The organism is Promicromonospora iranensis, assembly GCF_028994775.1.
GTDB lineage: Bacteria > Actinomycetota > Actinomycetes > Actinomycetales > Cellulomonadaceae > Promicromonospora > Promicromonospora iranensis_A.
This window is the reverse complement of record NZ_JAJQMN010000006.1, coordinates 152,386-175,303: the sequence shown is the minus strand read 5'-3', so window position 1 is coordinate 175,303 and position 22,918 is coordinate 152,386. Positions and strand designations below refer to the sequence as shown.

Sequence of the window (22,918 nt, the reverse complement as noted above, 5' to 3'; positions counted from 1 at the left end):
ACCCCGGTCGGTCAGGTCTCGGACGGCGGGAGTGCCGCCCCCGTAGCGAACGGGATCGCGCCTCGCACGGCAGGCGCGATCCCGTTCACGACGAGTGGAGACGTCAGGCGCAGGCCTCCGGCGTCGGCGGGTTGAGGTCCGCGTTCGGGGTGTAGTCAGCGCCCTCGGTGTTCGCGGCAACTGCCTCTTCCCACGCACCCTCGTCGATCATCTTGGTGATCGCCTCGTTGATGGCCTCGCACTGGTCGTCGCCCTTGGGCAGGCCGACACCGTACTTCTCCTCCGAGAACGGGTTGCCGACGACCTTGAGGTTGCCGTCACCGTTGGCCGCCGCGAGACCGGCGAGGATGATGTCGTCGGTCGTGACGGCGTCGACCTGGCCGGCGGAGAGAGCCGTCACGCACTCGGCGTAGCCCGGACGCTCCAGGAGCTGGACGCCCTCGGCGTACTCGGTCTTGATCTTCTCTGCCGACGTCGAGCCGGTGACCGAGCAGAGGTTCTTGCCCTCGAGGTCCTGCGGGCCGGTGATGTCGGTGTTGTCGGCTGCGACGAGGAGGTCCTGCCCGGCGACGAAGTACGGGCCGGCGAAGTCGATGACCTCCTTGCGCTCGTCAGTGATCGAGTAGGTCGCGAAGATCATGTCGACGTCACCGTTCTGGAGCATCGCCTCGCGGTTGGCCGACGGCGTCTCCTTGAAGGTGATCTGGTCCTCGCTGTAGCCGAGCTCGTTCGCGACGTACGTGGCGACGTCGACGTCAAAGCCCGTGTACTCGGCACCGTCCTGCAGGCCGAGGCCCGGCTGGTCGTACTTGATGCCGATGGTGATGCCTTCGCCGCCAGCGGCGCTCTCCTCGCCCTCGGGCTCGCCGCCGACCTCGGCACCGCCACAGGCGGAGAGTGTGAGAGTGGTCGCTGCCGCCATTGCCAGCAGCCCCATGGTGTGCTTACGCATGATTCCCCTTCGGTAAGTGCGGGATCCGGTCCGGAACCCTTGGCTCAGTCAGTGAAAGATCAGTGGGTGAGGATCTTCGAGAGGAAGTCGCGGGCCCGCTCGCTCTTGGGAGCGGTGAAGAACTCCTCGGGGGGAGCCTCCTCGACGATCTGGCCGTCCGCCATGAAAACGACGCGGTGGGCAGCCTTGCGGGCGAAGCCCATCTCGTGCGTGACCACGATCATGGTCATGCCCTCCTCGGCGAGGGCGACCATGACGTCGAGCACCTCGTTGACCATCTCGGGGTCGAGAGCCGACGTCGGCTCGTCGAACAGCATCACCTTGGGCTGCATCGCGAGTGCCCGTGCGATCGCCACGCGCTGCTGCTGGCCGCCTGAGAGCTGCGCGGGCATCTTGCCCGCCTGGTTGCCGACGCCCACCCGGTCGAGGAGGGTGCGTGCCTGCTCCTCGGCGTCCTTCTTGCTCATGCCGCGGACCTTGCGCGGCCCGAGGGTCACGTTGTCGAGCACGGTCTTGTGCGCGAACAGGTTGAACGACTGGAAGACCATGCCGACCTCGGCCCGCAGCTGGGCGAGCGCCTTGCCCTCCTCGGGAAGGGTCTTGCCGTCCACGGCGATGCTGCCGTCGTCGATCGTCTCGAGGCGGTTGATCGCGCGGCACAGCGTCGACTTGCCGGACCCGGACGGGCCGATCACGACGAGTACCTCGCCCTTGTGGACGGTGAGGTTGATGTCCTGCAAGACGTGCAGCTCACCGAAGTGCTTGTTGACGTGGTTCAGCTCTACGAGGGGCGCCCCGAGGACGCGGTCCGACGTCGGAGCGTCCACGGTCTCGTCGGCCGCCGGTTGGCCGGTGGTCGGGGTGCTCTGGTCCATCCCTTGAACCTAACGATCCGATGTTTCAAGGACCAAGTCGACGGGTCATCGGGGCACAACGTTTCGGTAACAGATGCCCGCTATGGCCTGCTGTCGTGGTGAAAGTCCGTGGTTCGGCATGCCTCGACAGGGGTCGTAAAATCGACGGGATGTCCACGACCGCCCTCACCCCAGCCCTGCCCGACGCCGACGCGACCGACCGCTCGACCGGTCCAGCCCTCCGCGACGAGGCTCCGGAGCAGCCGCAGCGCACCTACATGGTGCGCACGCTGGGCTGCCAGATGAACGTCCACGACTCGGAGCACATGGCCGGGATGCTCGAGCAGGCGGGCTACACGCGTGCGTCCAGCCAGGACGAGGCGGCCAGCTCCGCCGACGTCGTCGTGATCAACACGTGCGCCGTGCGCGAGAACGCCGCCAACAAGCTGTACGGCAACCTGGGCCAGCTCGCCAGCATCAAGGCGGCCCGGCCGGGTATGCAGATCGCCGTCGGCGGGTGCCTGGCACAGAAGGACCGCGGGGACATCGTGGCGAAGGCGCCATGGGTCGACGTCGTCTTCGGCACGCACAACCTCGACGCCCTGCCGGTGCTCCTGGAACGTGCTCGGCACAACGAGGCGGCGCAGGTCGAGATCGCGGAGTCGCTGCAGGTCTTCCCGTCCACGCTGCCGACCAAGCGCGAGTCCGTCTACGCGGGCTGGGTCAGCATCTCGGTGGGCTGCAACAACACGTGCACCTTCTGCATCGTGCCGCACCTGCGCGGCAAGGAGCGTGACCGCCGTCCGGGGGAGATCCTCGCCGAGGTCGAGGCGCTGGTCGCCGCCGGCGCCATCGAGGTGACCCTGCTCGGCCAGAACGTGAACAGCTACGGCGTCGAGTTCGGCGACCGGGGGGCGTTCGCCAAGCTCCTGCGGGCCTGCGGCCGGATCGAGGGCCTGGAGCGGGTGCGGTTCACGTCCCCGCACCCCGCCGCGTTCACGGACGACGTCATCGCCGCCATGGCCGAGACGCCCAACGTGATGCCGCAGCTGCACATGCCGCTGCAGTCCGGCTCCGACCGGATCCTGCGCGCGATGCGTCGCTCGTACCGCTCGGAGAAGTTCCTGGGGATCCTCGACCGTGTGCGGGCCGCGATGCCTGACGCCTCGATCACCACCGACATCATCGTCGGCTTCCCGGGCGAGACCGAGGAGGACTTCGCCGAGACGCTGCGCGTCGTCGAGGCCTCCCGGTTCAGCTCGGCCTTCAGCTTCCAGTACTCACCGCGGCCCGGGACGCCCGCCGCGACGATGGCCGACCAGCTGCCCAAGGCCGTGGTGCAGGAGCGCTTCGAGCGCCTGCTGGCCCTGCAGGAGCGCATCGGCGCCGAGGAGGCCGGCAAGCAGGTCGGGCGCACGCTCGAGGTGCTCGTGTCAGAGGGCTCCGGCAGGAAGGATGGCGCAATGCACCGCCTCTCGGGCCGAGCCGAGGACAACCGGCTGGTGCACTTCGGCCTGCCCGACCCGACGCTCGAGCTCACCGGCACCCCGTCGAGCCTCGACGACCCGCGCCTGACCGCCGTCGTGCCCGAAGGGCTGCCCAGGCCGGGCGACATGGTGACCGTCACCGTCACGAAGGCCGCCCCGCACCATCTGATCGCGGACCCCGTGTCCGCGGGACCCCTCGCGGTGCGGCGCACCCGTTCGGGTGCCGCGTGGGCGGAGCGCGAGAAGGTGCGTCTCGGTGGTGGGGAGGACACCCACTCCCACGGCACGCCGGCGCCGTCGGGCCCGGTCTCGCTGGGCCTGCCGGTCCTCCGCGGGAAGTAGGACCGCGGGCAGCGGGATCAAGCCTGGCTGCGGGTCCTACTTCGCGGTGTCGTCCGGGTCCGAGCCCGTGCCCGGTTCGGTGTCCGACGGCGGGGCGAGCGAGGCGACCGTCGAGAAGAACTGGCTGGCCGTGACCAGGCCGCACGAGACGGTCTGAGCGAGCTGCTCGTCGGTGGCGCCGTGCTCGAAGTCCACCGAGACCTCGGCGTACAGGGCGAGCCCTGCCGCTTCCTCACGGGTGTAGACCTTGGGCCAGATGCGCTCGCGGTTCCAGTCGTTGGCAGCCTGCAGCACGGCGAGGCGCGCCCCGGCGGGCAGCGTGCCCGCCCAGCGTCCGCGCACCTGGAGGATCTCGTCGTGCTCACCGAGCAGCAGGAACCAGAACCGGTTGCCGTCCCAGGTGCCGGTGACATCGCCGTCGTCGTCGATGCGGAACCGGTAGCCGCGCCGCGAGAGGTCGTCGCCGACACGCTGCGTGCTCAGCGGCCGGGGCTTCTCGACCTGGACGTTGGCGATGGTCCGGGTCTGCATGCCCGGGGACCGCCGCGCTGCCGGCGGACGCGGGTTCAGCAGTCGTGCGAGCCAGCGGCTGGCGCCGCCCCCGCCCTGTGCCCGGCTCATGGCGCGGACCTCAGCGGGTCGGGGAACGTCTCGTCGAGGTGCTCGAAGAACATGGAGCCGGTCGTCAGCCCGCACTGCAGCAGCTGGTCCAGCTGGTCCTCGGTGACGCCGTGCTCCAGGTCGACGGTGACCTCGGTGTAGACGAGCACCGCCCCGTTGTCCCGGACCCGGACGTACGTCTTGGGCCAGATGCGCTCGGCGTTCCACTCGTTGCAGAGCTCGAGGATCTCCTCGAGCCGCTCGATGGTGAGGTCGCGGTGCCACTGCCCGCGTACCTGGAGCACCTCGGAGCTCTCGCCGACCATCAGGAAGTAGAACAGCCAGCCGTGCCACAGCCCGCCGACGTCGCCCTCCGAGTCCACGAAATAGCTGAACCCGTTCTCGCCCAGCCATTCGACCACGCGGTCGCGCGTCAACGGCTCAGGGATGGAGGAAGGATCGTCGAGACCGCCCGTCAGCTCTCGAAGCAGAACGCCTTCGACCTGTGCCCGCAGCTCGTCATCGTCGAGTTCCCTGGGCTCGGGCTGTTGCGGGCTGGTGGCCGCACGGTCGCCGTCGCCCGCCGTGTTCCGGCGTCGTGACCCGAAGAACCTCACCTGCCCACAGTACCCGCCAGACCCCTGACCGCGCTGCGTCGATCGCGTGAGAATGGGGTGGAATCTGCCCGGAACGGCTTGAGGCCGGGCCTCCTGCTAGTTTCATGGATCGTGCGCGCCGTCATCCTGCCTGCGACCCCCCTGCTCCTCGACGGGGTAGCCCCTGGCCTGCGGCGGGACCCGTTGACGCCGGTTCGTGCCGCGGTCCGGGCCGCCCTGGTCGAGCTCACCGTCGGCGGCGGGCTGCCCCTCGTCGTCGCCCACGGCCCTGCCCTGCGGCACGGTCGGCTGCGCCCCTCACTGGCGGGATCCGGCATCAGCGACCGCTGGCTGCCGGACCCTTCGGCGGAACAGCTCCTCGCGGTGGACCCACCGGTGCCCGACGGCGGTCTGCCGTCCGCCGGGACCGGCGCGTCGGTGGCCCTCCTCGCGCTCGCGGGGGTGCTGGGCCCGCGTGCCGCCGACGTCGAGACGCTGGAGGTGCCGCCGGACGGTGCGTCGCTGGACGACCAGACCGCCGACCTGCTCCGTCGCTGCGACGGCCTGGTCGTCGCCGGCGGGGGAGCGCCCGGCGGGCTGGACGGCAGCCCCGGCGCGCTGACGGACGGCCTGCGGGCGGCACTGCGCGCGGCAGGTGCGGACGGGTGGACCGCGGACGTCCAGGTCTTCGAGCTGTCGCACGATCACCTGCCGCCGGAGTACCGGGTGACGACCCTGTCGTGACGCCGAAGGGTGCCGGTGCCCCGGACCGCGAGGAGACCACGGCAGGTGACCCGTAAAGTGGCCGCGTGATAGTCGTCGCCGTCGTGGGTCCCACCGCCACCGGGAAGTCGGACCTCGCGCTCGACCTCGCCCAGGCGCTGGGCGCCGCAGAGATCGTCAACGCGGACGCCTTCCAGCTCTACCGCGGCATGGACGTCGGTACGGCCAAGGTGCCACCGGCCGAGCGGCGGGGGATCACGCACCACCAGCTCGACGTGCTGGACCCGTCCCAGGACGCCTCCGTGGCCCGCTACCAGGAGTCCGGGCGCGCCGACCTGGACGCGATCGCCGGGCGGGGGGCACGCGCCGTCGTCGTGGGCGGGTCCGGGCTGTACGTGCGGGCCCTGCTCGACGCCATGGACTTCCCGGGCACCGACCCGGAGATCCGGGCACGGCTCGAGGCGCGCGCCGAGGCCGAGGGCCGCCGCGCCCTGCACGCGGAGCTGTCCGGACTGGACCCGCAGGCCGCGACAAGCATCGGGCCGCACAACACCCGTCGCATCGTGCGGGCGCTCGAGGTCATCGAGATCACCGGCCGCCCCTACACGGCCAACCTGCCCCGGCAGGAGTACGTACGGCCCGCCGTACAGATCGGGCTCGACTGCTCGCGAGAGGTGCTGGACGCGCGCGTCGCGTCGCGCGTGGACCGCATGTGGGACGCCGGCCTGGTCGACGAGGTGCGCTCCCTGGCCAGCCCCGAGCAGGGCGGGACGGGGTCCGGGCTGGGTGTCACCGCGGCCCGCGCGGTCGGCTACGCGGAGGTGCTCGCCTGGTGGCGCGGCGAGATCACCGAGGCGGAGGCACGGGAGGCCGTCACCGCGAACACCCGGCGCCTGGCGCGCAAGCAGATGGGCTGGTTCGGGCGCGACCCGCGCGTGCACTGGCTGGACGCGGCCTCACCCGAGCTGCTCGACGAGGCCCTCGCGATCGTCGCGGCCGCCGACGCCGGCACCCTGCCGGTTGCCGGGACCGATCCCGTGCGCCGTAGCCTGGGGTCATGACGCAGCCCGCGACCAGCCCTGTGCCCTCCGTCCCGACGCCCGGCACTCTTGCCTTCACGAAGGGGCACGGCACACAGAACGACTTCGTGCTGATCGCGGACCCCGCGGGAGTGCTCGAGCTCGAGCCGCGGGACGTGCGCAGACTGACCGACCGGCGCAGCGGCGTCGGCGGCGACGGCGTGATCCGGCTCGCGCCGACCGCGGCGCTCGCCCGCGCCGGCGAGCAGGCAGCCCAGGACGCCCTCACCGCGGACCCGACGGCGGAGTGGTTCATGGACTACCGCAACTCCGACGGCTCCGTGGCCGAGATGTGTGGCAACGGCGTGCGGGTCTTCGCGGCCTTCGCCGAGCAGGAAGGGCTCGCCGACCTCTCCGTGGGCCCCCTCAGCGTCGGCACGCGCGCCGGCGTCAAGCGCGTCACCAAGGAGCCCGGTGGCTGGTACGCCGTCGACATGGGGCCCTGGTTCCTGCCCGGCGGCGAGTCCGCCGCGGCCGACGGGTACGACGCCGCTGTCGCGGTCCACGGGTGGACCGCACCCCGTCCCGCCCTGAGCGTGGACCTCGGCAACCCCCACACGGTCGTCGCCCTCGCGAGCCTCGACGAGCTGGAGTCGCTCGAGCTCTTCCACGCCCCTGAGGTAGCGCCCCCGCCCCCGCACGGCACCAACGTCGAGCTCGTGGTGCCGCTCGGTGAGGAGGAGGGCCCGGACGGCGTCGTCGGCCGCCTCCGCATGCGGGTGCACGAGCGCGGCGTGGGCGAGACGCCGTCGTGCGGCACCGGCGCGTGCGCCGCGGCGCTCGCGGTACGGACCTGGCAGGCAGGGTCGTCCGGCGACGGGGCCCCCGACACGTGGATCGTCGAGGTGCCCGGCGGCGAGGTGCGGGTGCGGGTCCTGCCCAGCGGAAACGTCGAGCTCGCGGGGCCCGCGGAGCTGGTCTACTCCGGGCAGGTCGCGCGCTAGGGAACGGCGCAGCGCCGAGCGGGCCGCTCGGCCGGGGGCGAGACGCGGCCGACGTGCGGCGTCAGCCCGCCACGCGCAGGATGCGGAATCCCTTGGACGACGCCTCCCGGTCCACCGGGAGACCGAGCGTGTCGGTGATCCAGCGCGCCAGCGAGTCGGACCCCAGGTTCTTCTGCACCACGAGCCAGGCCTCGGCGCCGTCCGCGAGCCGGGGGAGCCAGCGCGTGAGGAGGTCGTGCAGCGCCTGCTTGCCCACTCGGATCGGAGGGTTGGACCAGCACACGTCGAACTCGAGGTCCGCGGGCACCTCGTCCGGCAGGGTTGCCCTGACGTTGTCCAGGCCGAGACGTTCGGCATTGCGGCGCACCAGGTCGAGGGCCCGCTCGTTGACGTCGACGGCCCACACGGTGGCGTGCGGCGCCTCCAGCGCGAGGGAGATCGTGATGGGCCCCCAGCCGCACCCCAGATCGAGCAGGTTGCCCGACGGCGGGGGCGTGGGCACCCCGCTCAGCAGCACCGCTGTGCCCTTGTCGACCCCGCCGGGTGAGAAGACTCCCGGTGCCACCTCGACCTCCAGCTCCCGACCGGCGAGGTGGACGGTGCGGATGCGGCGCTCGTCGTCCGAGGCGGGCTGCGCGGTGAAGTAGTGGTCGGTGGACACCGGACGATCCTAGGCGCTTGCCGGGCAGGATGACCGGTGCCAGCCTTCCGTCATGGAGATCGTGCCGGCGACCCCGGACCGGTGGGACGACGTGTAGGTGGTGTTCGGCACACGCGGCGGCGCCCACCACTGCCAGTGCCAGCGTATCCGGCTGGGCGACGGCGCCTGGTGGCACCTGTCGGTCGAGGAGCGCACTCACCACCTGCGCGACCAGCTCGACGCCGGTCCGGACGCGCCGACGTCGGGCGCCCTGGTCGGGTACGTCGACGGTGAGCCCGCCGGCTGGGTGGCGGTGGCGCCCCGCACCGAGTTCGTCCGCTACCGCGGCAGCCAGGTCCCGTGGGCGGGCCGGCACGAGGACAAGGACGACGACGGCGTGTGGGCCGTCACGTGCTTCGCGATCCGCGCGGGCTACCGCAAGCAGGGCTTGATGTACGACCTGGCGGCGGCCGCCGTCGAGCACGCGCGGGAGCGGGGCGCCCAGGCCGTCGAGGGATATCCGATAGTGCCCGACCCGGGGCGGGAGATCTCCTGGGGCGAGGTCAACGTTGGCACGGCCGGCCCGTTCGAGGCAGCCGGGCTGACGGAGGTCAGCCGGCCGACGAAACGGCGCCGGGTGCTGCGGCTGGACTTCTGACCGGCGGTGGGCCGGCCGCAGGCGTCGGCGGCAGGCGTCGCTACCACGGGCCGTCCGCCCAGGCGTACGGGTTCCGGTGCACCGTGAGGCCCACGGCCTTCGACCAGCGATGAACCTGCTCGTCCAGGTCGCGGAATCCCGTGAGCTCCCGGTGGGTGGCCAGGTACGACTCGTGAGACTGCCCGACCCGGTCCGCGAGCCCGCGCTGCTTCACCTCGGCGACAAGACGGCCGCGCAGGTCGGCCGTGGCGACGCGGTCGTCGAGCAGGACGCTGTGCGCGACGGTCACCAGGTCGTCGTCCGCCAGGCCGGCGAGGCCCTCACGGACGATCGCGGGCGGGTTGACCACCGGGCGCGGCGGCAGCGTCAGGAGCATCTGTCCCTGCCAGTCGTAGTCGGGGTCGCGCAGGTGTTCGCGGAGCGCAAGGACCACGCGGTCGTTCGGGCAGGACCGGTGCTCCAGCGGCAGCATCCGCCGCAGGCGGGCCACCACCGACGTGCTGGACCGCCGGACCCCGTCCGCGACTGCGTCCAGGTCCGCCCCGCTGCGCACCAGCGCCACCACCTGCTCGTTCTCTTCCTCGGTCCAGGTCGTGCCGGTCCGTGACTGCCTCTGCTGTGGTTGTTCCTCGAGCATCTCCGGCCCCCTGATCGGCGTGGTGAGGTTGCCCGTCAAGTCTGGCAGCGGCCGCGGTCGGCCAGGGGTGGTTATCCACAGCCAGCGGGTCGACGGCGGTCGGTGCGGGAAAGACATAGCCGCGGGACTTTCGGCCGTGGGATCCTTGTTGTACTGAGCACGAACAACCGAGAGTTAGGTAATACATGACCCACACCCCGACAGAGCCCGAGCTCCCCGCAGAGGAGACGCCCGAACTCCGCGCAGTCCAGGCAGATGCCCAGGCGATCGCGAACGATGTCGTGGCACGGGTTCTCGCTCGGGCGGGGACCGCACGTGCCGACGGCGACACGGTGCACACCGTGGCTGACGGTGACCAGCTGGAGCTCGAGGAGCGCACGGCGCTGCGTCGCGTAGCCGGTCTGTCGACCGAGCTCGAGGACGTCACCGAGGTCGAGTACCGGCAGCTCCGCCTGGAGAAGGTGGTGCTCGTCGGCCTGTACTCGGGAGGCGAGCGCGCGGCCCGTGACGCGGAGATCTCGCTGCGCGAGCTCGCCGCTCTGGCAGAGACGGCCGGCTCCCAGGTGCTGGACGGCATGCTGCAACGTCGGCAGAAGCCCGACCCGGGCACGTACCTGGGTTCCGGCAAGGCGCTGGAGCTGGCCCAGGTGGTCCTGGCGACGGGCGCCGACACGGTGATCGTCGACAGCGAGCTCGCACCCTCCCAGCGCCGTGCGCTGGAGGACGTGGTCAAGGTGAAGGTCGTCGACAGGACGGCTCTGATCCTCGACATCTTCGCTCAGCACGCCAAGTCCCGGGAGGGCAAGGCCCAGGTCGAGCTCGCCCAGCTCGAGTACCTCCTGCCGCGCCTGCGCGGCTGGGGCGACTCGATGTCCCGCCAGGCCGGTGGCCAGGTGGGCGGCGCGGGTGCCGGCATGGGCTCGCGTGGTCCCGGTGAGACCAAGATCGAGCTGGACCGGCGGCGCATCCGCGACCGGATGGCCAAGCTGCGGCGCGAGATCGTCGCGATGAAGCCGGCCCGCGAGACCAAGCGGCTGAGCCGCAAGCGCAACGCGATCCCGGCGGTCGCCATCGCGGGCTACACGAACGCGGGCAAGTCCTCGCTGCTCAACGCGCTGACCGGCGCGGGCGTCCTGGTCCAGAACGCGCTGTTCGCCACGCTGGACCCGACGGTGCGCCGTACCAAGACCGAGGACGGCCGCGTCTACACCTTCACGGACACGGTCGGGTTCGTGCGGCACCTGCCGCACCAGCTCATCGAGGCGTTCCGGTCCACGCTGGAGGAGGTCGGCGACGCCGACATCCTGCTGCACGTGGTCGATGCGTCCCACCCGGACCCGGAGGGCCAGATCGCCGCTGTCCGGGAGGTGCTGTCCGAGATCCCGGCGTTCGAGGACGTCCACGAGATCGTGGTGCTGAACAAGGCCGACATCGCCGACCCGACGGTCGTCGGTCGTATCCAGCGGCGCGAGCGGCACACCGCCGTGGTCTCGGCGCACTCGGGAGAGGGCATCGCCGAGCTCCGGGCCCGGATCGCCGCCGAGCTGCCTCGCCCGGGCATCCAGATCGACCTCGTGGTGCCGTACGAGCGCGGCGACCTGGTGCACCGCGTGCACGAGCACGGGGACATCGACCTGACCGAGCACGTCGCGACGGGTACGCACCTGCGTGGCCGCGTGGACGAGCAGCTCGCCACCGAGCTGGAGCGGGTCGCCGTCGTGTCCTGATGCACGGTCGGCGTCCGACGTCGGCAACGCAAACCGCTTGCAGGAGTATGAAACCCCTGCAAGCGGTTTGCGTTGTCCGTGACTAGGATCGACGTCATGTCGAGACGGTTAGCGGATGTGGCGAAGAAGGTAGGGGTCAGCGAGGCGACGGTCAGCCGTGTCCTCAACGGGAAGCCCGGGGTGTCCCAGGGCACCCGGGACGCGGTGCTCACGGCCCTCGACGTGCTGGGCTACGAGCGGCCCACCAAGCTGCGGGGCAGTCGCGGCAAGCTCGTCGGGCTGGTCCTGCCGGAGCTGGTGAACCCGATCTTTCCCGCGTTCGCGGAGGTGATCGGCGGCGCGCTCGCCCAGCAGGGGTACACGCCGGTGCTCTGCACGCGCACCGCCGGCGGCGTCACCGAGGCCGAGTACATCGACCTCATGCTGCAGCAGCAGGTCTCCGGCGTGATCTTCGCGGGTGGCTTCTACGCGGAGCGAGAGGCCGACCACTCCCACTACCGGCGGCTGGAGGACCTTGGACTGCCCGTCGTGCTCATGAACGCGTCGATCGAGGACCTGGACTTCCCACGCGTCGCCACCGACGACCTCGTGGCGATCGAGCAGGCGATGGGCCACGTCGCGTCGCTGGGTCATCAGCGGATCGGCCTGCTGCTGGGCCCGGCCGATCATGTCCCGTCGGAGCGCAAGCTTGACGCCGCCCACCGGTTCGCGAAGCGGCACGGCCTCGCGCTCGACGCCGACCTGGTGGTGCACTCGCAGTACTCCCTGGAGAGCGGCCAGGCGGCGGCCAACCGCCTGATCGAGCGGGGCGCCACCGCGATCGTCTGCGCCAGCGACCCGCTCGCGCTCGGTGCGATCCGCGCGGTGCGGCGCGTCGGGCTGTCGTGCCCGGCGGACGTGTCGGTGGTCGGCTTCGACGACTCGGCGCTGATGAACTCCACCGATCCGGCCCTGACGACCGTGCGCCAGCCGATCGAGCCGATGGGCCGCGCCGCCGTCGACCTGCTCGCCGCGCTCATCGACGGCAGCGACGTGCCGCGCGACGAGCTGCTCTTCGAGCCGGAGCTCGTGGTCCGCGCCTCCACCGCCGCGGCGAAGGTTGTCACGAATCAATAAGGTTCCTGTCGAGTTCTTGCGCGTTCGTTGTCACGTGACTTACGGTTCACTGCATGACGACGACGTCCGAGCCTGCAGCAGCACAGCGCCCCGCCGGGCACGACTGGTGGCGCAGTGCGGTGATCTACCAGGTCTACCCCCGCAGCTTCGCGGACGGGAACGGCGACGGCACCGGTGACCTCGCCGGTGTCCGTTCCCGGCTGGGTTACCTGCGTGACCTGGGGGTGGACGCCATCTGGTACACGCCCTGGTACGCCTCGCCCCTGGCGGACGGCGGCTACGACGTGCGGGACTACCGTCGGATCGACCCGGCGTTCGGCACCCTGGACGACGCCGAGGCGCTGATCGCCGAGGCCCGCGAGCTGGGCATCCGGACCATCGTCGACGTGGTCCCCAACCACATATCGGCGGAGCACGAATGGTTCCGCGCGGCTCTGGCGGCCGGCCCCGGCTCGCCGGAGCGCGAGCGATTCTGGTTCCACGACGGCGGGGGGCCGGACGGGGCGCAGATCCCGACCGGCTGGGTGTCGAGCTTCCAGGGGCAGACCTGGACCCGCACGACGAACCCGGACGGCACACCCGGGCAGTGGTATCTGCACCTGTTCACACCGGAACAGCCAGACCTGAACTGGAACCACCCCGACGTCCGGCAGGAGCACGAGGACGTCCTGCGGTTCTGGTTCGACCGGGGCGCGGCAGGCATCCGGATCGACTCGGCGGCCCTGATCGTCAAGGATCCCGCGCTGCCAGAGGTGCCGGAGACGGTGGGCCCGGGGGAGCATCCGCACCTGGACCGCGACGAGATCCATGACATCTACCGCGGCTGGCGGCGCGTCGCCGACTCCTACGCCGAGCCGCGGGTGCTCGTCGGTGAGGTGTGGCTCGCGGATCACGAACGCTTCGCCCAGTACCTGCGCCCCGACGAGATGCACACGGCGTTCAACTTCGACTTCATGGCCCGCCCCTGGGACGCCAAGGAGCTGCGCGAGTCGATCCGGATGACCCTCGAGGCGCACGCCCCCGTGGGAGCGCCCGCCACCTGGGTGCTGTCGAACCACGACGTCACCCGGCCCGTGACCAGGTACGGACGTGAGGACTCGTCCTTCGACTTCGCGGCCAAGCGGTTCGGCACGCCGTCCGACCTGGAGCTCGGCACCCGCCGGGCGCGGGCCGCCGCGCTGCTGGTCGCGGCGCTGCCGGGCGCCCTGTACGTCTACCAGGGAGACGAGCTCGGCCTGCCCGAGGCGGACGTGCCGCGCGAGCTCATCCAGGACCCCATGCACTTCCGGTCGGAGGGTGTCGACCCCGGCCGGGACGGCTGCCGCGTGCCGCTCCCGTGGACCCGTACCGGCCCGAGCCTCGGGTTCGGGCCCGACGGCGGCGGCGCGCCCTGGCTACCCCAGCCCGCCGACTGGCCGGACTACTCGGTGGCGAGCCAGGACGGCGACCCGGACTCGATGCTGAGTCTCTACCGTCGGGCGCTGCACCTGCGGCGCGACCTCCCCGCGCTGCGTTCCGAGGAGCTCGCGTGGCTCGACCTCGACCTCGACCTGGACGACGAGGGCGACAACGTCGTCGCGTTCGCCCGCGGCGCTCGCTTCGCGTGCGTCGTCAACCTCGGGACGGCTCCCGTCCCGCTCCCCGCCGGAGCCACGGTGCTCCTGGCGAGCGGTCCCGTCGACGGCGACGTCGGGCCGGACACAGCTGTCTGGCTCGACCTGCCGTCCTGATTCCCCGCCTTCCCCCTGCTCAACGGCTTTCCCAGCAGTGCTTACCCCAGAGATGCCGCCCCAGCGGCACACGACCAAGGAGTGACAATGAAGTCAGCACAGAAGCGCGCGGCGATCGCCCTGGTGGGCGTCCTGTCCGTCGCGGTAACCCTCACGGCCTGTGGCTCGTCCGAAGAGCCTGCCGCCGAGCCCACCGGGCCGGTCACCATCGAGGTCGCCATCGACGCCGGCCTGGAGCCGGAGGCGATCAGTGCTTTCGAGGAGCGCATCCTGCAGTTCGAGGAGGTGAACCCGGACATCCAGGTCGCGACCAAGGAGTTCACCTGGTCCGGCACGACGTTCGCCGCCGAGCTCGCCGGCGGCACGCTGCCCGACGTCTTCCCGATCCCGTTCACCGACGGTCGCGCCCTCATCGAGCGTGAGCAGATCGCCGACATCAGCGAGCTCGTCGCGGAGCTGCCCTACGCGGACCAGTTCAACCCCACCATCGCCGAGGCGGGCCAGGACACCGACGGCGGCATGTGGGCCGTCCCGATCTCCGCCTACAACCAGGGACTGCACTACAACCGCGCGCTCTTCGAGGAGGCCGGGCTCGACCCGGACAACCCGCCCGCGACGTGGGACGAGGTGCGTGAGGCCGCCAAGGTCATCGCGGACAAGACCGGCCAGGCCGGGTACGCCCACATGACACAGAGCAACACGGGCGGCTGGATCCTCACCACCGAGACCTACGCGCTCGGCGGCCGCGTCGTCGAGGGCGAGGGCGAGGAGGCGACCGCCACCGTGGACAACGACGCCACGGCCCAGGCTCTCGAGATGCTGCGGGAGATGCGCTGGGAGGACAACTCCATGGGCGCGAGCTTCCTGTACGACTGGAGCACCATCAACCAGGACTTCGCCGCCGGCAAGATCGGCATGTACGTCTCGGGCGGGGCGAACTACCCCAACCTGTTCACCCAGAACCAGATGAACCCCGACGAGTACGGCGTGACGGTGCTGCCGCTGGAAGGCGACGACGCCGGCACGCTCGGCGGCGGCACGCTCGCCGCGGTCAGCTCGGCGGCGTCCGAGGCGGAACAGGCGGCAGCGGTGAAGTGGATCGACTTCTACTACATCTCCAAGCTGACCGACCAGGAGGCGGCCGTCGCCGAGGCCGAGATCGCCGCCAGGACCGACCAGCCCGTCGGCGCGCCGGCCCTGCCGATCTTCGACCAGGCGACCTACGAGCAGCAGCAGAGCTGGATCAAGGATCTCGTCAACGTCCCGCTGGAGAACTTCGCGCCCATGACGGAGCAGATGTTCGACCAGCCGGTCATCCCCGAGCCCTCCGTCGCCACCCAGGAGGTGTACGCGGCGCTCGACCCGGTGGTCCAGGCGGTGCTGACGGACGAGGACGCGGACATCGACGCGCTCCTCGCTGATGCGCAGACCCAGGTCCAGGGCCTGCTCGACCGCAGCTGACCTCCCGTTGGCCGAGCTCGCCCGTCGGGGCGGGCTCGGCCACCGAAGCGAAGGATCCACGATGACGACCATCTCCAGCCCGCTGCGAGCCACGGCTCCGGCACCACCCCCGCCGTCACCCACGAGGCCCCGCCGTGCCCGGCGCGGCACGCCCCGGCAATGGCTGCGCGACGGCGGCCTGAGCACCCTGGTCATCGCGCTGCCGATGATCCTCGTGTTCGGCGTCTTCTCCTGGTTCCCGATCGGACGCGCGCTGGTCATGAGCGTCCAGGAGACCAACCTCGTCACGGCCCCCGTGTTCGTGGGGCTCGACAACTTCGTGTTCGTGCTGCAGGACCCGCTACTGGGCAAGGCCGTGCGGAACACGCTGTGGTTCGCCCTGCTCGCGCTGGTCTTCGGGTACCCGCTGCCGCTGGCCGCCGCGGTCCTGATGAGCGAGGTGCGCAAGATGCGGGGCCTGTTCTCCGCGCTGGCGTACCTGCCCGTCGTCGTGCCGCCCGTCGTGGCGGTGCTGCTCTGGAAGTTCTTCTACGACGCCTCGGACACCGGCGTCTTCAACACCATCGCGGGCTGGGTCGGGCTCGGCCCGTACCCGTGGCTCCAGGACGCCACCAGCGCCATGCCGTCCCTGGTTCTCGAAGCGACCTGGGCGGCGGCCGGCGGAACCGTCATCATCTACCTCGCCGCCCTCGTCGGGGTGCGCACCGAGCTCTACGAGGCGGCGGAGGTCGACGGCGCCGGCGTGTGGCGCAAGATCTGGCACGTGACGCTGCCCCAGCTGCGCGGCGTCCTCTTCATCACGCTCATCCTGCAGGTGATCGGCACCGCGCAGGTGTTCCTCGAGCCATTCCTCTTCACCGGGGGCGGGCCCAACAACGCCACCCTCACGGTCCTGATGCTGATCTACGACTACGCGTTCGGGAGCAGCCTCGGCGGCAACTACGGGGCCGCGACCGCCCTGAGCCTGATGCTCGCCGGCGTCCTGGCCGTCCTCTCCGCGGTGTACTTCCGCGTGACCCGACCCTGGAGCAGCTGACATGGCAGCGAACACCCGGACCCCGGCCCTCGCCCGCCGGCGCGCCACCCGGCCCGAGCGGCCCGAACGGGGCATCGTCTCCTCCCACGACCGGCGCCGGCCGAGCGTACGAGGCTCCCTCGGGGTACTGCAGGGCGGCCTGCTGGTCACCCTGGTCGTCGTCGGGCTCGGGCCGATCCTCTGGCTCGCGAAGGCCGCCGTCACCCCGACCCAGGAGACCCTGCGCGACCCCCTCGGGCTGTTCCCCACCGGGATCGACTGGGCGAACCTCGCCACCGCGTGGACCCGGGCCGAGATCGACCACTACTTCGTCAACACGCTGATCATCGCGGTCGGGGCCTGGTTCTTCCAGATCCTGGTCGCCACCACCGGCGGCTACGTGCTGTCCGTGCTCCGGCCCAGGTACGGCAACGTGATCTTCGGGCTCGTCCTGGCGACGCTCTTCGTGCCGTCCGTCGTGCTCCTCGTGCCGCTGTACCTGACCATCCTCGACCTGCCGATCGTCCACGTCAGCCTGCTCAACACGTTCTGGGCCGTCTGGCTGCCCATGGGCGCCAGCGCGTTCAACGTGCTCCTCGTCAAACGGTTCTTCGACGGCCTCCCGCGCGAGATCTTCGAGGCCGCCCGCGTCGACGGCGCCGGACCCTTCCGGCTGCTGTGGAGCATCGTCCTCCCGATGTCCAGGCCCATCCTCGGCGTCGTCTCCGTGTTCGCCGTCATCGCCGCGTGGAAGGACTACCTCTGGCCGCTGCTGGTGCTTCCCGACCCGGCCCACCAGCCCCTGTCCGTCCGGCTGCCGGCCATCGCGCCCTACCTGGAGCTCGATGTCTTCCTCGCGGCGCTCGCGATCTCCACGGTGCTGCCGATCGCCCTCTTCCTCGCCTTCCAGCGCCTGTTCCTCAGCGGAGCCGGCCTGGGTGGGGCGGTCAAGGGGTAGCCCTCCCGCCGACCGCCCGCCGCCCGCAGATACCTGTGGACGACGTGGGGTGCATGTCGGTGGTCCGGCCTAGGATCGAACGTGTGACCAGCCTTCCCGACGCCCCTACCGCAACCAGTGCCGCCGAGCGGATTCCCGAGGTCGAGGAGCTTCTCGACCTCGCCGTCGGCGAGCTGGGCGGTGGGCGCCGGGACGGTCAGCACCGCATGGCGGTAGCGGTCGGCGAGGCCATCGAGAAGGGCGAGCACCTGCTCGTCCAGGCGGGTACCGGTACCGGCAAGTCGCTCGGCTACCTGGTGCCCGCCGTCCGGCACGCGGTCGCGTCCGGCAGCAAGGTCATCATCTCGACGGCCACCCTGGCCCTGCAGCGCCAGGTCATCACGCGCGACCTCCCGCTCGTCGCCAAGGCCGTGACGCCCCAGCTCCCGCGCGAACCGCGGATCGCTCTCCTCAAGGGCTGGCACAACTACCTCTGCGTGCACAAGGTCGGCGGCGGGTATCCCGCCGACGAGCCCACCCTGTTCGACCTGCCCGGCGGCGAGGACCACCCCCGCACCGAGGAGCCCGCGGTCCCCGGTGGTGCTCGCGGCCGGCGCAAGGACGACGGGGCGACGCTCGCCGACCACGTCCGGCGCCTGCACGAGTGGGCCGGGGAGACGGAGTCGGGGGACCGCGACGACCTCGTGCCGGGCGTGCCGGACCGGGCCTGGCGGCAGGTCTCGGTCACCGCCATGGAGTGCCTGGGTGGCAAGTGCCCCATGCTCGCCGAGTGCTTCCCGGACAAGGCGCGCACCACCTCCCGGGAGGCGGACGTGGTGGTGACGAACCACGCGATGCTCGGCATCGCGGCCACGGGCAGCCCGGGCATCCTCCCGGAGCACGACGTCGTGGTCGTGGACGAGGCGCACGAGCTCACGGACCGGGTCACGTCGTCGGCCACGGTGGACCTGTCGATGGCCTCGGTGGAGAGCGCCGCCCGCCTGGCCCGGCGGCACGCCGGAACGAACACCGACGCCCTCGACCAGGCGGCGCAAGCCCTCGGGACCCTGCTGGTGACAGCGCCCGCCGAGCGGTTCCCGAACGGTCTGCCGGACGAGCTGCGTGCGGCGGTCGGCGCGGTACGTGACGCCGCCCGCGAGGTGCTGAGCACGCTGAAGCCGGAGGCCGGGGGCGGCAAGGGGCAGCCCGCCGGCCAGCCGGAGCCGGGACTGAAGATGGCGCAGGGTGCCATGCTCCAGCTGTTCGAGACGGCGGAGCGCATGGCGTTCAAGGACACGACCGCCGACGTGCTGTGGTGCTCGCGCCCGGACAACGGCTGGGGCGGCTTCGGTGACAACGTGACACGCCTGCACGCGGCGCCGCTGCACGTGGCCGGGCTGATCCGGACCCACCTGCTGGGCGAGGCGACCGGCGTGTTCACGTCGGCGACGCTTGCGCTGGGTGGCACGTTCGAGCCGGTGGCGGCCACGATCGGTCTCAAGGGCGAGGACGCCCCGCCGTGGCAGGGCCTCGACGCCGGCAGCCCGTTCGACTACCCGCGCCAGGGCATCCTCTACGTGGCGCGGCACCTGCCGGCCCCCGGTCGCGAGCCGACGACAGAGGCGCAGCTCGACGAGATCGCCGAGCTCATCACCTCCGCCGGCGGGCGCACGCTCGGCCTGTTCTCGTCCCGGCGTGCGGCCAACGCGGCGGCGGAGGCCATGCGCGAGCGACTGGACTTCCCGATCCTGGCGCAGGGTGACGACCAGCTGCCCACACTGGTGCGTCAGTTCGCCGAGGACCCGGCCACCTGCCTGTTCGGCACGCTGTCCCTGTGGCAGGGCGTCGACGTCCCGGGGCCGTCGTGCCAGCTCGTGCTCATCGACCGCATCCCGTTCCCGCGTCCGGACGACCCGGTCAAGGCGGCGCGCGCCCGCGCGGTCGAGCAGGCGGGCGGCAACGGGTTCATGGCGGTCTCCGCGCAGCACGCGGCCCTGCTGCTCGCGCAGGGTGCCGGGCGTCTGGTGCGGAGCATGGACGACCGGGGGGTGGTGGCGGTCCTGGACCCCCGGCTCGCGACCGCCCGCTACGCGTCGTTCCTGACCCGTTCGATGCCCGGGTTCTGGCCCACCACGGACTCGTCGCTGGTCCGCGCCGCGTTGGCGAGGCTGGACACATAGCCTGGAGGCATGGCAGCCCTTTCGGACATCCCGGCCACCCCGTCATCCGGCTCCCGTACCACCAAGCTCGCCGTGGTGGGGGCGGGTGCCGTGGGGTCCACGCTGGCCTTCGCGGCGCTCGCGCGCGGATCGGCGCGGACCATCGCCCTGCACGACATCAACCGGTCGAAGGTCGAGGCCGAGGTGCTCGACCTGCAGCACGGCCTGATGTTCACCTCCCAGGCGCAGGTGATCGGCTCGGACGACGTCGCCGTGTGCGCGGGTGCCGACGTCGTCGTCGTGACCGCGGGTGCCAAGCAGAAGCCCGGGCAGTCCCGGATCGACCTCGCCGAGGGAACCATCGGGCTGATGCGCGAGATCCTGCCCGGACTCGTCGACGTCGCCCCGGACGCCACTTATCTGATCGTGACCAACCCCGTGGACGTCGTGACCTACGCGGCGCTCCAGATCTCCGGGCTGCCGCGCGAGCGGATGTTCGGCAGCGGCACCGTCCTGGACTCGTCCCGGCTGCGTGTGGTGCTCGCCGAGCGTTGCGGTGTGGCGGTCGGGAACGTGCACGCCTACATCGCCGGCGAGCACGGCGACTCGGAGATCGCCCTGTGGAGCTCCGCATCGATCGGCGGCGTCCCGCTCCTCGACTGGGAGCCGCTGGGCGACAACCCGCCGCTCGACGACGCGGTGCGCGCGGAGGTGCACCACGAGGTGGTCGAGTCCGCGTACCGGATCATCGCGGGAAAGGGCGCGACCAACTATGCGGTCGGCCTGGCCGGGACCCGCATCATCGAGGCGGTGCTCAAGGACGAGCGGCGCATCATGCCGGTGTCGTCGCTGCTGGACGACTACTACGGCATCGGCGACGTGTGCCTCTCCGTGCCGTCGCTCGTGGACCGGCGCGGTGTGACGGACAATGTGCGCGTGCCGATGTCCGACGACGAGCTTGCCGGTCTGCGCGCGTCCGCGGACAGTGTGCGGGCGGTGCAGAAGCGCTTCGGCTTCTAGATCGCTTCGGCGCTAGAAGGAGCGGGAAACAAGAAGGTCTCGACGAGCGCGATCGACGATGGCCGTGGCCATCCTTCGATCGGGCTCGTCGAGACCTGTCCGTCGCTGGTCGGGACCCCTACAGGCTGCGCAGCACCGCGACCACACGGCCCAGGATCTGGGCCTCGTCGCCCGGGATGGGCTCGTAGGCCGGGTTCTGCGGCAGCAGCAGCACGTGGCCGTCGGCCTGCTTGAACGTCTTGACCGTGGCCTCGCCGTCGATCATGGCGGCGACGATCTCGCCCTGCTCGGCAACGTTCTGGCGCCGTACGACGACCCAGTCCCCGTCGCAGATCGCGGCGTCGACCATCGAGTCGCCGGCGACCTTGAGGAGGAACAGCTCGCCGTCGCCCACCAGCTGGCGGGGGAGCGGGAACACGTCCTCGACGACCTGCTCGGCAAGGATCGGGCCACCGGCCGCGATGCGGCCGACGAGCGGGACGTACGACGGCGGAGGAGTGCTGGCGTCGTCCGGCACCGAACCGCCCCAGTGGACCTGGCCGCTACGGCGCGGCTCGGGCCAGTGGATCTCACCCCGGGTCGGCTTGTCGACCTGCTCGGCCAACGGCTCCACGAGCTCCATGGCGCGCGGCCGGTTGGGGTCGCGGCGCAGGAAGCCCTTCTTCTCGAGCATCTGGAGCTGGTGCTTGACGCTCGACGGGCTGGCCAGCCCGACGGCCTCACCGATCTCACGCATCGACGGCGGGTAGCCCCGCGTCTCGAACGACTGCCGAATCGTGTCCAGCACGAGGCGCTGACGCTCGGTGAGGCGGTCTGTCGGAGAGATCGCGTGCACGTCAGCGACCGCCTTGTCGCTTGGTGCGTCCAGCGTGGCGACGCCGGAGAGTGCCGTGTCGACGGCTCTCGTGTCGCTGGTCCCGTCCCGTCCCGTCATGCCCGTGCCCCTCCCGTTCCGACAAATGTTCTCCCATGCGTGACCCACTCTAGATCACAAACTCGCTCGGCTCAAACGAATGTTCGAGCGTGTCTCGACATCGACGGTGTCCCGTGCTACACAATGGTACGGGCGTTCGACGAACGCTTGTATGAACGACAAGAGCTCAGTCACTCTTCGAGGAGGGGCCATGGGGGACGTGATCCCGCTGCGGCAGTACACCCCGACGTATGGGCAGGCGTACGGGCAGGCATACGCGCCGGCATACGGCAGGGCGTACGCACCAGCGGCCCGACCGGTCGCGAGCCCGGCGCACGGCCCCGCGGAGGAGCGGACGCTGGCCGGCAGGCTCGGCCTGGCCGGCCTGCGGCTCACGCGGCGGGGCCGCGTGGTCCTGGTCCTCCTGGCCATGCTGGTTCTCGCACCCATGGTCACATGGGGCGCGACCGCGGTCGCCAGTTCTCCGGGTGAACCCACGGAGGTCCGGGTGCACGCGGTGCAGCCGGGGGAGACGCTCTGGGGCTTTGCCCAGGAGATCGCGAAACCTGGCGAGGACGTGCGGCACGCGGTCGGCAGGCTGCAGGATCTGAACGAGATGTCGACCGGTACGCTCCGGGTCGGGGAGCTGTTGCTCCTTCCCAAGGAGTGATGAGAGGCCTCGATTCGTCGTCAAATGTTGCGGCGATGTTGCATGGGGGTGGTTTGCCCGCTTACGGTCGGGGCGCGACCGGAGGCCTCCGGTCGGTGGTCGACCACGCAGGAGTGAGCATGCACTGCCCGTTCTGTCGCCACGCCGACTCGCGCGTGGTGGACTCGCGGACCGCCGACGACGGCCTGTCGATCCGGCGCCGACGGCAGTGCCCGAACTGCAACCGACGGTTCACCACCGTGGAGACCGCGAGCCTGTCCGTGGTCAAGCGGTCCGGTGCCACCGAGCCCTTCAGCCGCGACAAGGTCGCCGCGGGTGTGCGCAAGGCGTGCCAGGGGCGTCCGGTGAGCGACGACGACCTCGCGATCCTGGCCCAGCGCGTCGAGGAGACCCTGCGCAGCAACGGCAGCGCGGAGATCGACGCCTACGAGGTGGGTCTCGCGATCCTGGGCCCGCTGCGCGAGCTCGACGAGGTGGCCTACCTGCGGTTCGCGAGCGTCTACCAGTCGTTCGACTCGCTCGAGGACTTCGAGAGCGCCATCACCTCGCTGCGCGCGGAGCGTGCCGAGCGGGAGGCGGCCCAGGCGTAGGTCCGCCGTGACGGCCCGGTCGCGACGCGATGTCGTGCCTGACGCCAGGCGGTGACCAAAAATGTTGG

Annotated in this window: 22 protein-coding genes; 15 read left to right on the top strand and 7 right to left on the bottom strand. The window is 71.2% G+C overall.

Annotated elements, in window-relative coordinates; translation table 11 throughout:
- Positions 1-103: 103 nt before the first annotated feature.
- Positions 104-952, bottom strand: a complete 849-nt coding sequence (locus tag LUU90_RS12925) for a glutamate ABC transporter substrate-binding protein (RefSeq protein WP_275003837.1) — start codon at positions 950-952, stop codon at positions 104-106.
- Between the two features lie 59 nt (positions 953-1,011).
- A complete protein-coding gene (locus LUU90_RS12920; RefSeq protein WP_275003836.1) occupies positions 1,012-1,827 on the bottom strand; it encodes an amino acid ABC transporter ATP-binding protein in 816 nt (271 codons plus the stop codon).
- Between the two features lie 149 nt (positions 1,828-1,976).
- Here LUU90_RS12920 and miaB point away from each other — a divergent pair, with 149 nt between their 5' ends.
- On the top strand, positions 1,977-3,635 hold the full coding sequence (gene miaB, locus LUU90_RS12915; RefSeq protein WP_275003835.1) for a tRNA (N6-isopentenyl adenosine(37)-C2)-methylthiotransferase MiaB: 1,659 nt from the start codon (positions 1,977-1,979) through the stop codon (positions 3,633-3,635).
- Between the two features lie 36 nt (positions 3,636-3,671).
- Here miaB and LUU90_RS12910 read toward each other — a convergent pair whose 3' ends face one another.
- Positions 3,672-4,256, bottom strand: coding sequence for a YbjN domain-containing protein (locus LUU90_RS12910; RefSeq protein ID WP_275003834.1), 585 nt, complete (start codon positions 4,254-4,256; stop codon positions 3,672-3,674).
- Complete coding sequence (locus tag LUU90_RS12905; protein WP_275003833.1) at positions 4,253-4,852, bottom strand: YbjN domain-containing protein; 600 nt, start codon at positions 4,850-4,852, stop codon at positions 4,253-4,255. The genes LUU90_RS12910 and LUU90_RS12905 overlap by 4 nt, the downstream gene beginning before the upstream one ends.
- A 111-nt stretch (positions 4,853-4,963) precedes the next feature.
- On the opposite strand from LUU90_RS12905, the gene LUU90_RS12900 reads away from it, so the two are divergent.
- From LUU90_RS12900 to dapF, 3 genes are all read left to right on the top strand, one after another.
- Positions 4,964-5,575, top strand: coding sequence for a hypothetical protein (locus tag LUU90_RS12900; protein ID WP_275003832.1), 612 nt, complete (start codon positions 4,964-4,966; stop codon positions 5,573-5,575).
- 65 nt (positions 5,576-5,640) lie between these two features.
- Positions 5,641-6,615: a tRNA (adenosine(37)-N6)-dimethylallyltransferase MiaA gene (gene miaA, locus LUU90_RS12895; protein ID WP_275003831.1), complete on the top strand. Its 975-nt coding sequence runs from the start codon at positions 5,641-5,643 to the stop codon at positions 6,613-6,615.
- Positions 6,612-7,577, top strand: a complete 966-nt coding sequence (gene dapF / locus LUU90_RS12890; RefSeq protein WP_275003830.1) for a diaminopimelate epimerase — start codon at positions 6,612-6,614, stop codon at positions 7,575-7,577. Before miaA ends, dapF begins: the two co-directional genes overlap by 4 nt.
- A gap of 61 nt (positions 7,578-7,638) precedes the next feature.
- Here the strand turns inward: dapF and LUU90_RS12885 are convergent, their stop codons facing one another.
- Positions 7,639-8,238 (bottom strand): class I SAM-dependent methyltransferase, encoded by a 600-nt coding sequence (locus LUU90_RS12885; RefSeq protein ID WP_275003829.1) that lies wholly within the window; start codon positions 8,236-8,238, stop codon positions 7,639-7,641.
- Positions 8,239-8,338: 100 nt separating this feature from the next.
- Between LUU90_RS12885 and LUU90_RS12880 the strand changes: the two genes are divergently transcribed.
- On the top strand, positions 8,339-8,875 hold the full coding sequence (locus tag LUU90_RS12880; RefSeq protein ID WP_275003828.1) for a GNAT family N-acetyltransferase: 537 nt from the start codon (positions 8,339-8,341) through the stop codon (positions 8,873-8,875).
- A gap of 40 nt (positions 8,876-8,915) precedes the next feature.
- Here the strand turns inward: LUU90_RS12880 and LUU90_RS12875 are convergent, their stop codons facing one another.
- Complete coding sequence (locus LUU90_RS12875; RefSeq protein WP_275003827.1) at positions 8,916-9,551, bottom strand: hypothetical protein; 636 nt, start codon at positions 9,549-9,551, stop codon at positions 8,916-8,918.
- 146 nt (positions 9,552-9,697) lie between these two features.
- Here LUU90_RS12875 and hflX point away from each other — a divergent pair, with 146 nt between their 5' ends.
- The 8 genes from hflX to LUU90_RS12835 all read left to right on the top strand — a co-directional run bounded on the left by hflX (position 9,698) and on the right by LUU90_RS12835 (position 20,677).
- Positions 9,698-11,239, top strand: coding sequence for a GTPase HflX (gene hflX, locus LUU90_RS12870; protein WP_275003826.1), 1,542 nt, complete (start codon positions 9,698-9,700; stop codon positions 11,237-11,239).
- Positions 11,240-11,335: 96 nt separating this feature from the next.
- Positions 11,336-12,355 (top strand): LacI family DNA-binding transcriptional regulator, encoded by a 1,020-nt coding sequence (locus tag LUU90_RS12865; protein ID WP_275003825.1) that lies wholly within the window; start codon positions 11,336-11,338, stop codon positions 12,353-12,355.
- 53 nt (positions 12,356-12,408) lie between these two features.
- On the top strand, positions 12,409-14,085 hold the full coding sequence (locus LUU90_RS12860) for a glycoside hydrolase family 13 protein (protein WP_275003824.1): 1,677 nt from the start codon (positions 12,409-12,411) through the stop codon (positions 14,083-14,085).
- Between the two features lie 87 nt (positions 14,086-14,172).
- Positions 14,173-15,546, top strand: coding sequence for an ABC transporter substrate-binding protein (locus LUU90_RS12855; RefSeq protein ID WP_275003823.1), 1,374 nt, complete (start codon positions 14,173-14,175; stop codon positions 15,544-15,546).
- Positions 15,547-15,607: 61 nt separating this feature from the next.
- Positions 15,608-16,582 (top strand): carbohydrate ABC transporter permease, encoded by a 975-nt coding sequence (locus LUU90_RS12850; protein WP_275003822.1) that lies wholly within the window; start codon positions 15,608-15,610, stop codon positions 16,580-16,582.
- Position 16,583: 1 nt separating this feature from the next.
- Entirely contained in the window at positions 16,584-17,519 is a 936-nt protein-coding gene (locus LUU90_RS12845; protein WP_275003821.1) for a carbohydrate ABC transporter permease, read from the top strand.
- A 53-nt stretch (positions 17,520-17,572) separates the two neighbouring features.
- Positions 17,573-19,678, top strand: coding sequence for an ATP-dependent DNA helicase (locus LUU90_RS12840; RefSeq protein WP_425596228.1), 2,106 nt, complete (start codon positions 17,573-17,575; stop codon positions 19,676-19,678).
- A 9-nt stretch (positions 19,679-19,687) separates the two neighbouring features.
- The gene (locus tag LUU90_RS12835; RefSeq protein ID WP_275003819.1) at positions 19,688-20,677 is read left to right on the top strand and encodes an L-lactate dehydrogenase; all 990 of its coding nucleotides are present in this window, start codon (positions 19,688-19,690) and stop codon (positions 20,675-20,677) included.
- A gap of 118 nt (positions 20,678-20,795) precedes the next feature.
- On the opposite strand, the gene lexA is transcribed toward LUU90_RS12835, so the two are convergent.
- Positions 20,796-21,611, bottom strand: coding sequence for a transcriptional repressor LexA (gene lexA, locus LUU90_RS12830; RefSeq protein ID WP_425596227.1), 816 nt, complete (start codon positions 21,609-21,611; stop codon positions 20,796-20,798).
- A 190-nt stretch (positions 21,612-21,801) separates the two neighbouring features.
- Here lexA and LUU90_RS12825 point away from each other — a divergent pair, with 190 nt between their 5' ends.
- Positions 21,802-22,260, top strand: coding sequence for a LysM peptidoglycan-binding domain-containing protein (locus tag LUU90_RS12825; RefSeq protein WP_275003818.1), 459 nt, complete (start codon positions 21,802-21,804; stop codon positions 22,258-22,260).
- A 119-nt stretch (positions 22,261-22,379) separates the two neighbouring features.
- On the top strand, positions 22,380-22,850 hold the full coding sequence (gene nrdR, locus LUU90_RS12820) for a transcriptional regulator NrdR (protein WP_275003817.1): 471 nt from the start codon (positions 22,380-22,382) through the stop codon (positions 22,848-22,850).
- Positions 22,851-22,918: the final 68 nt, after the last annotated feature.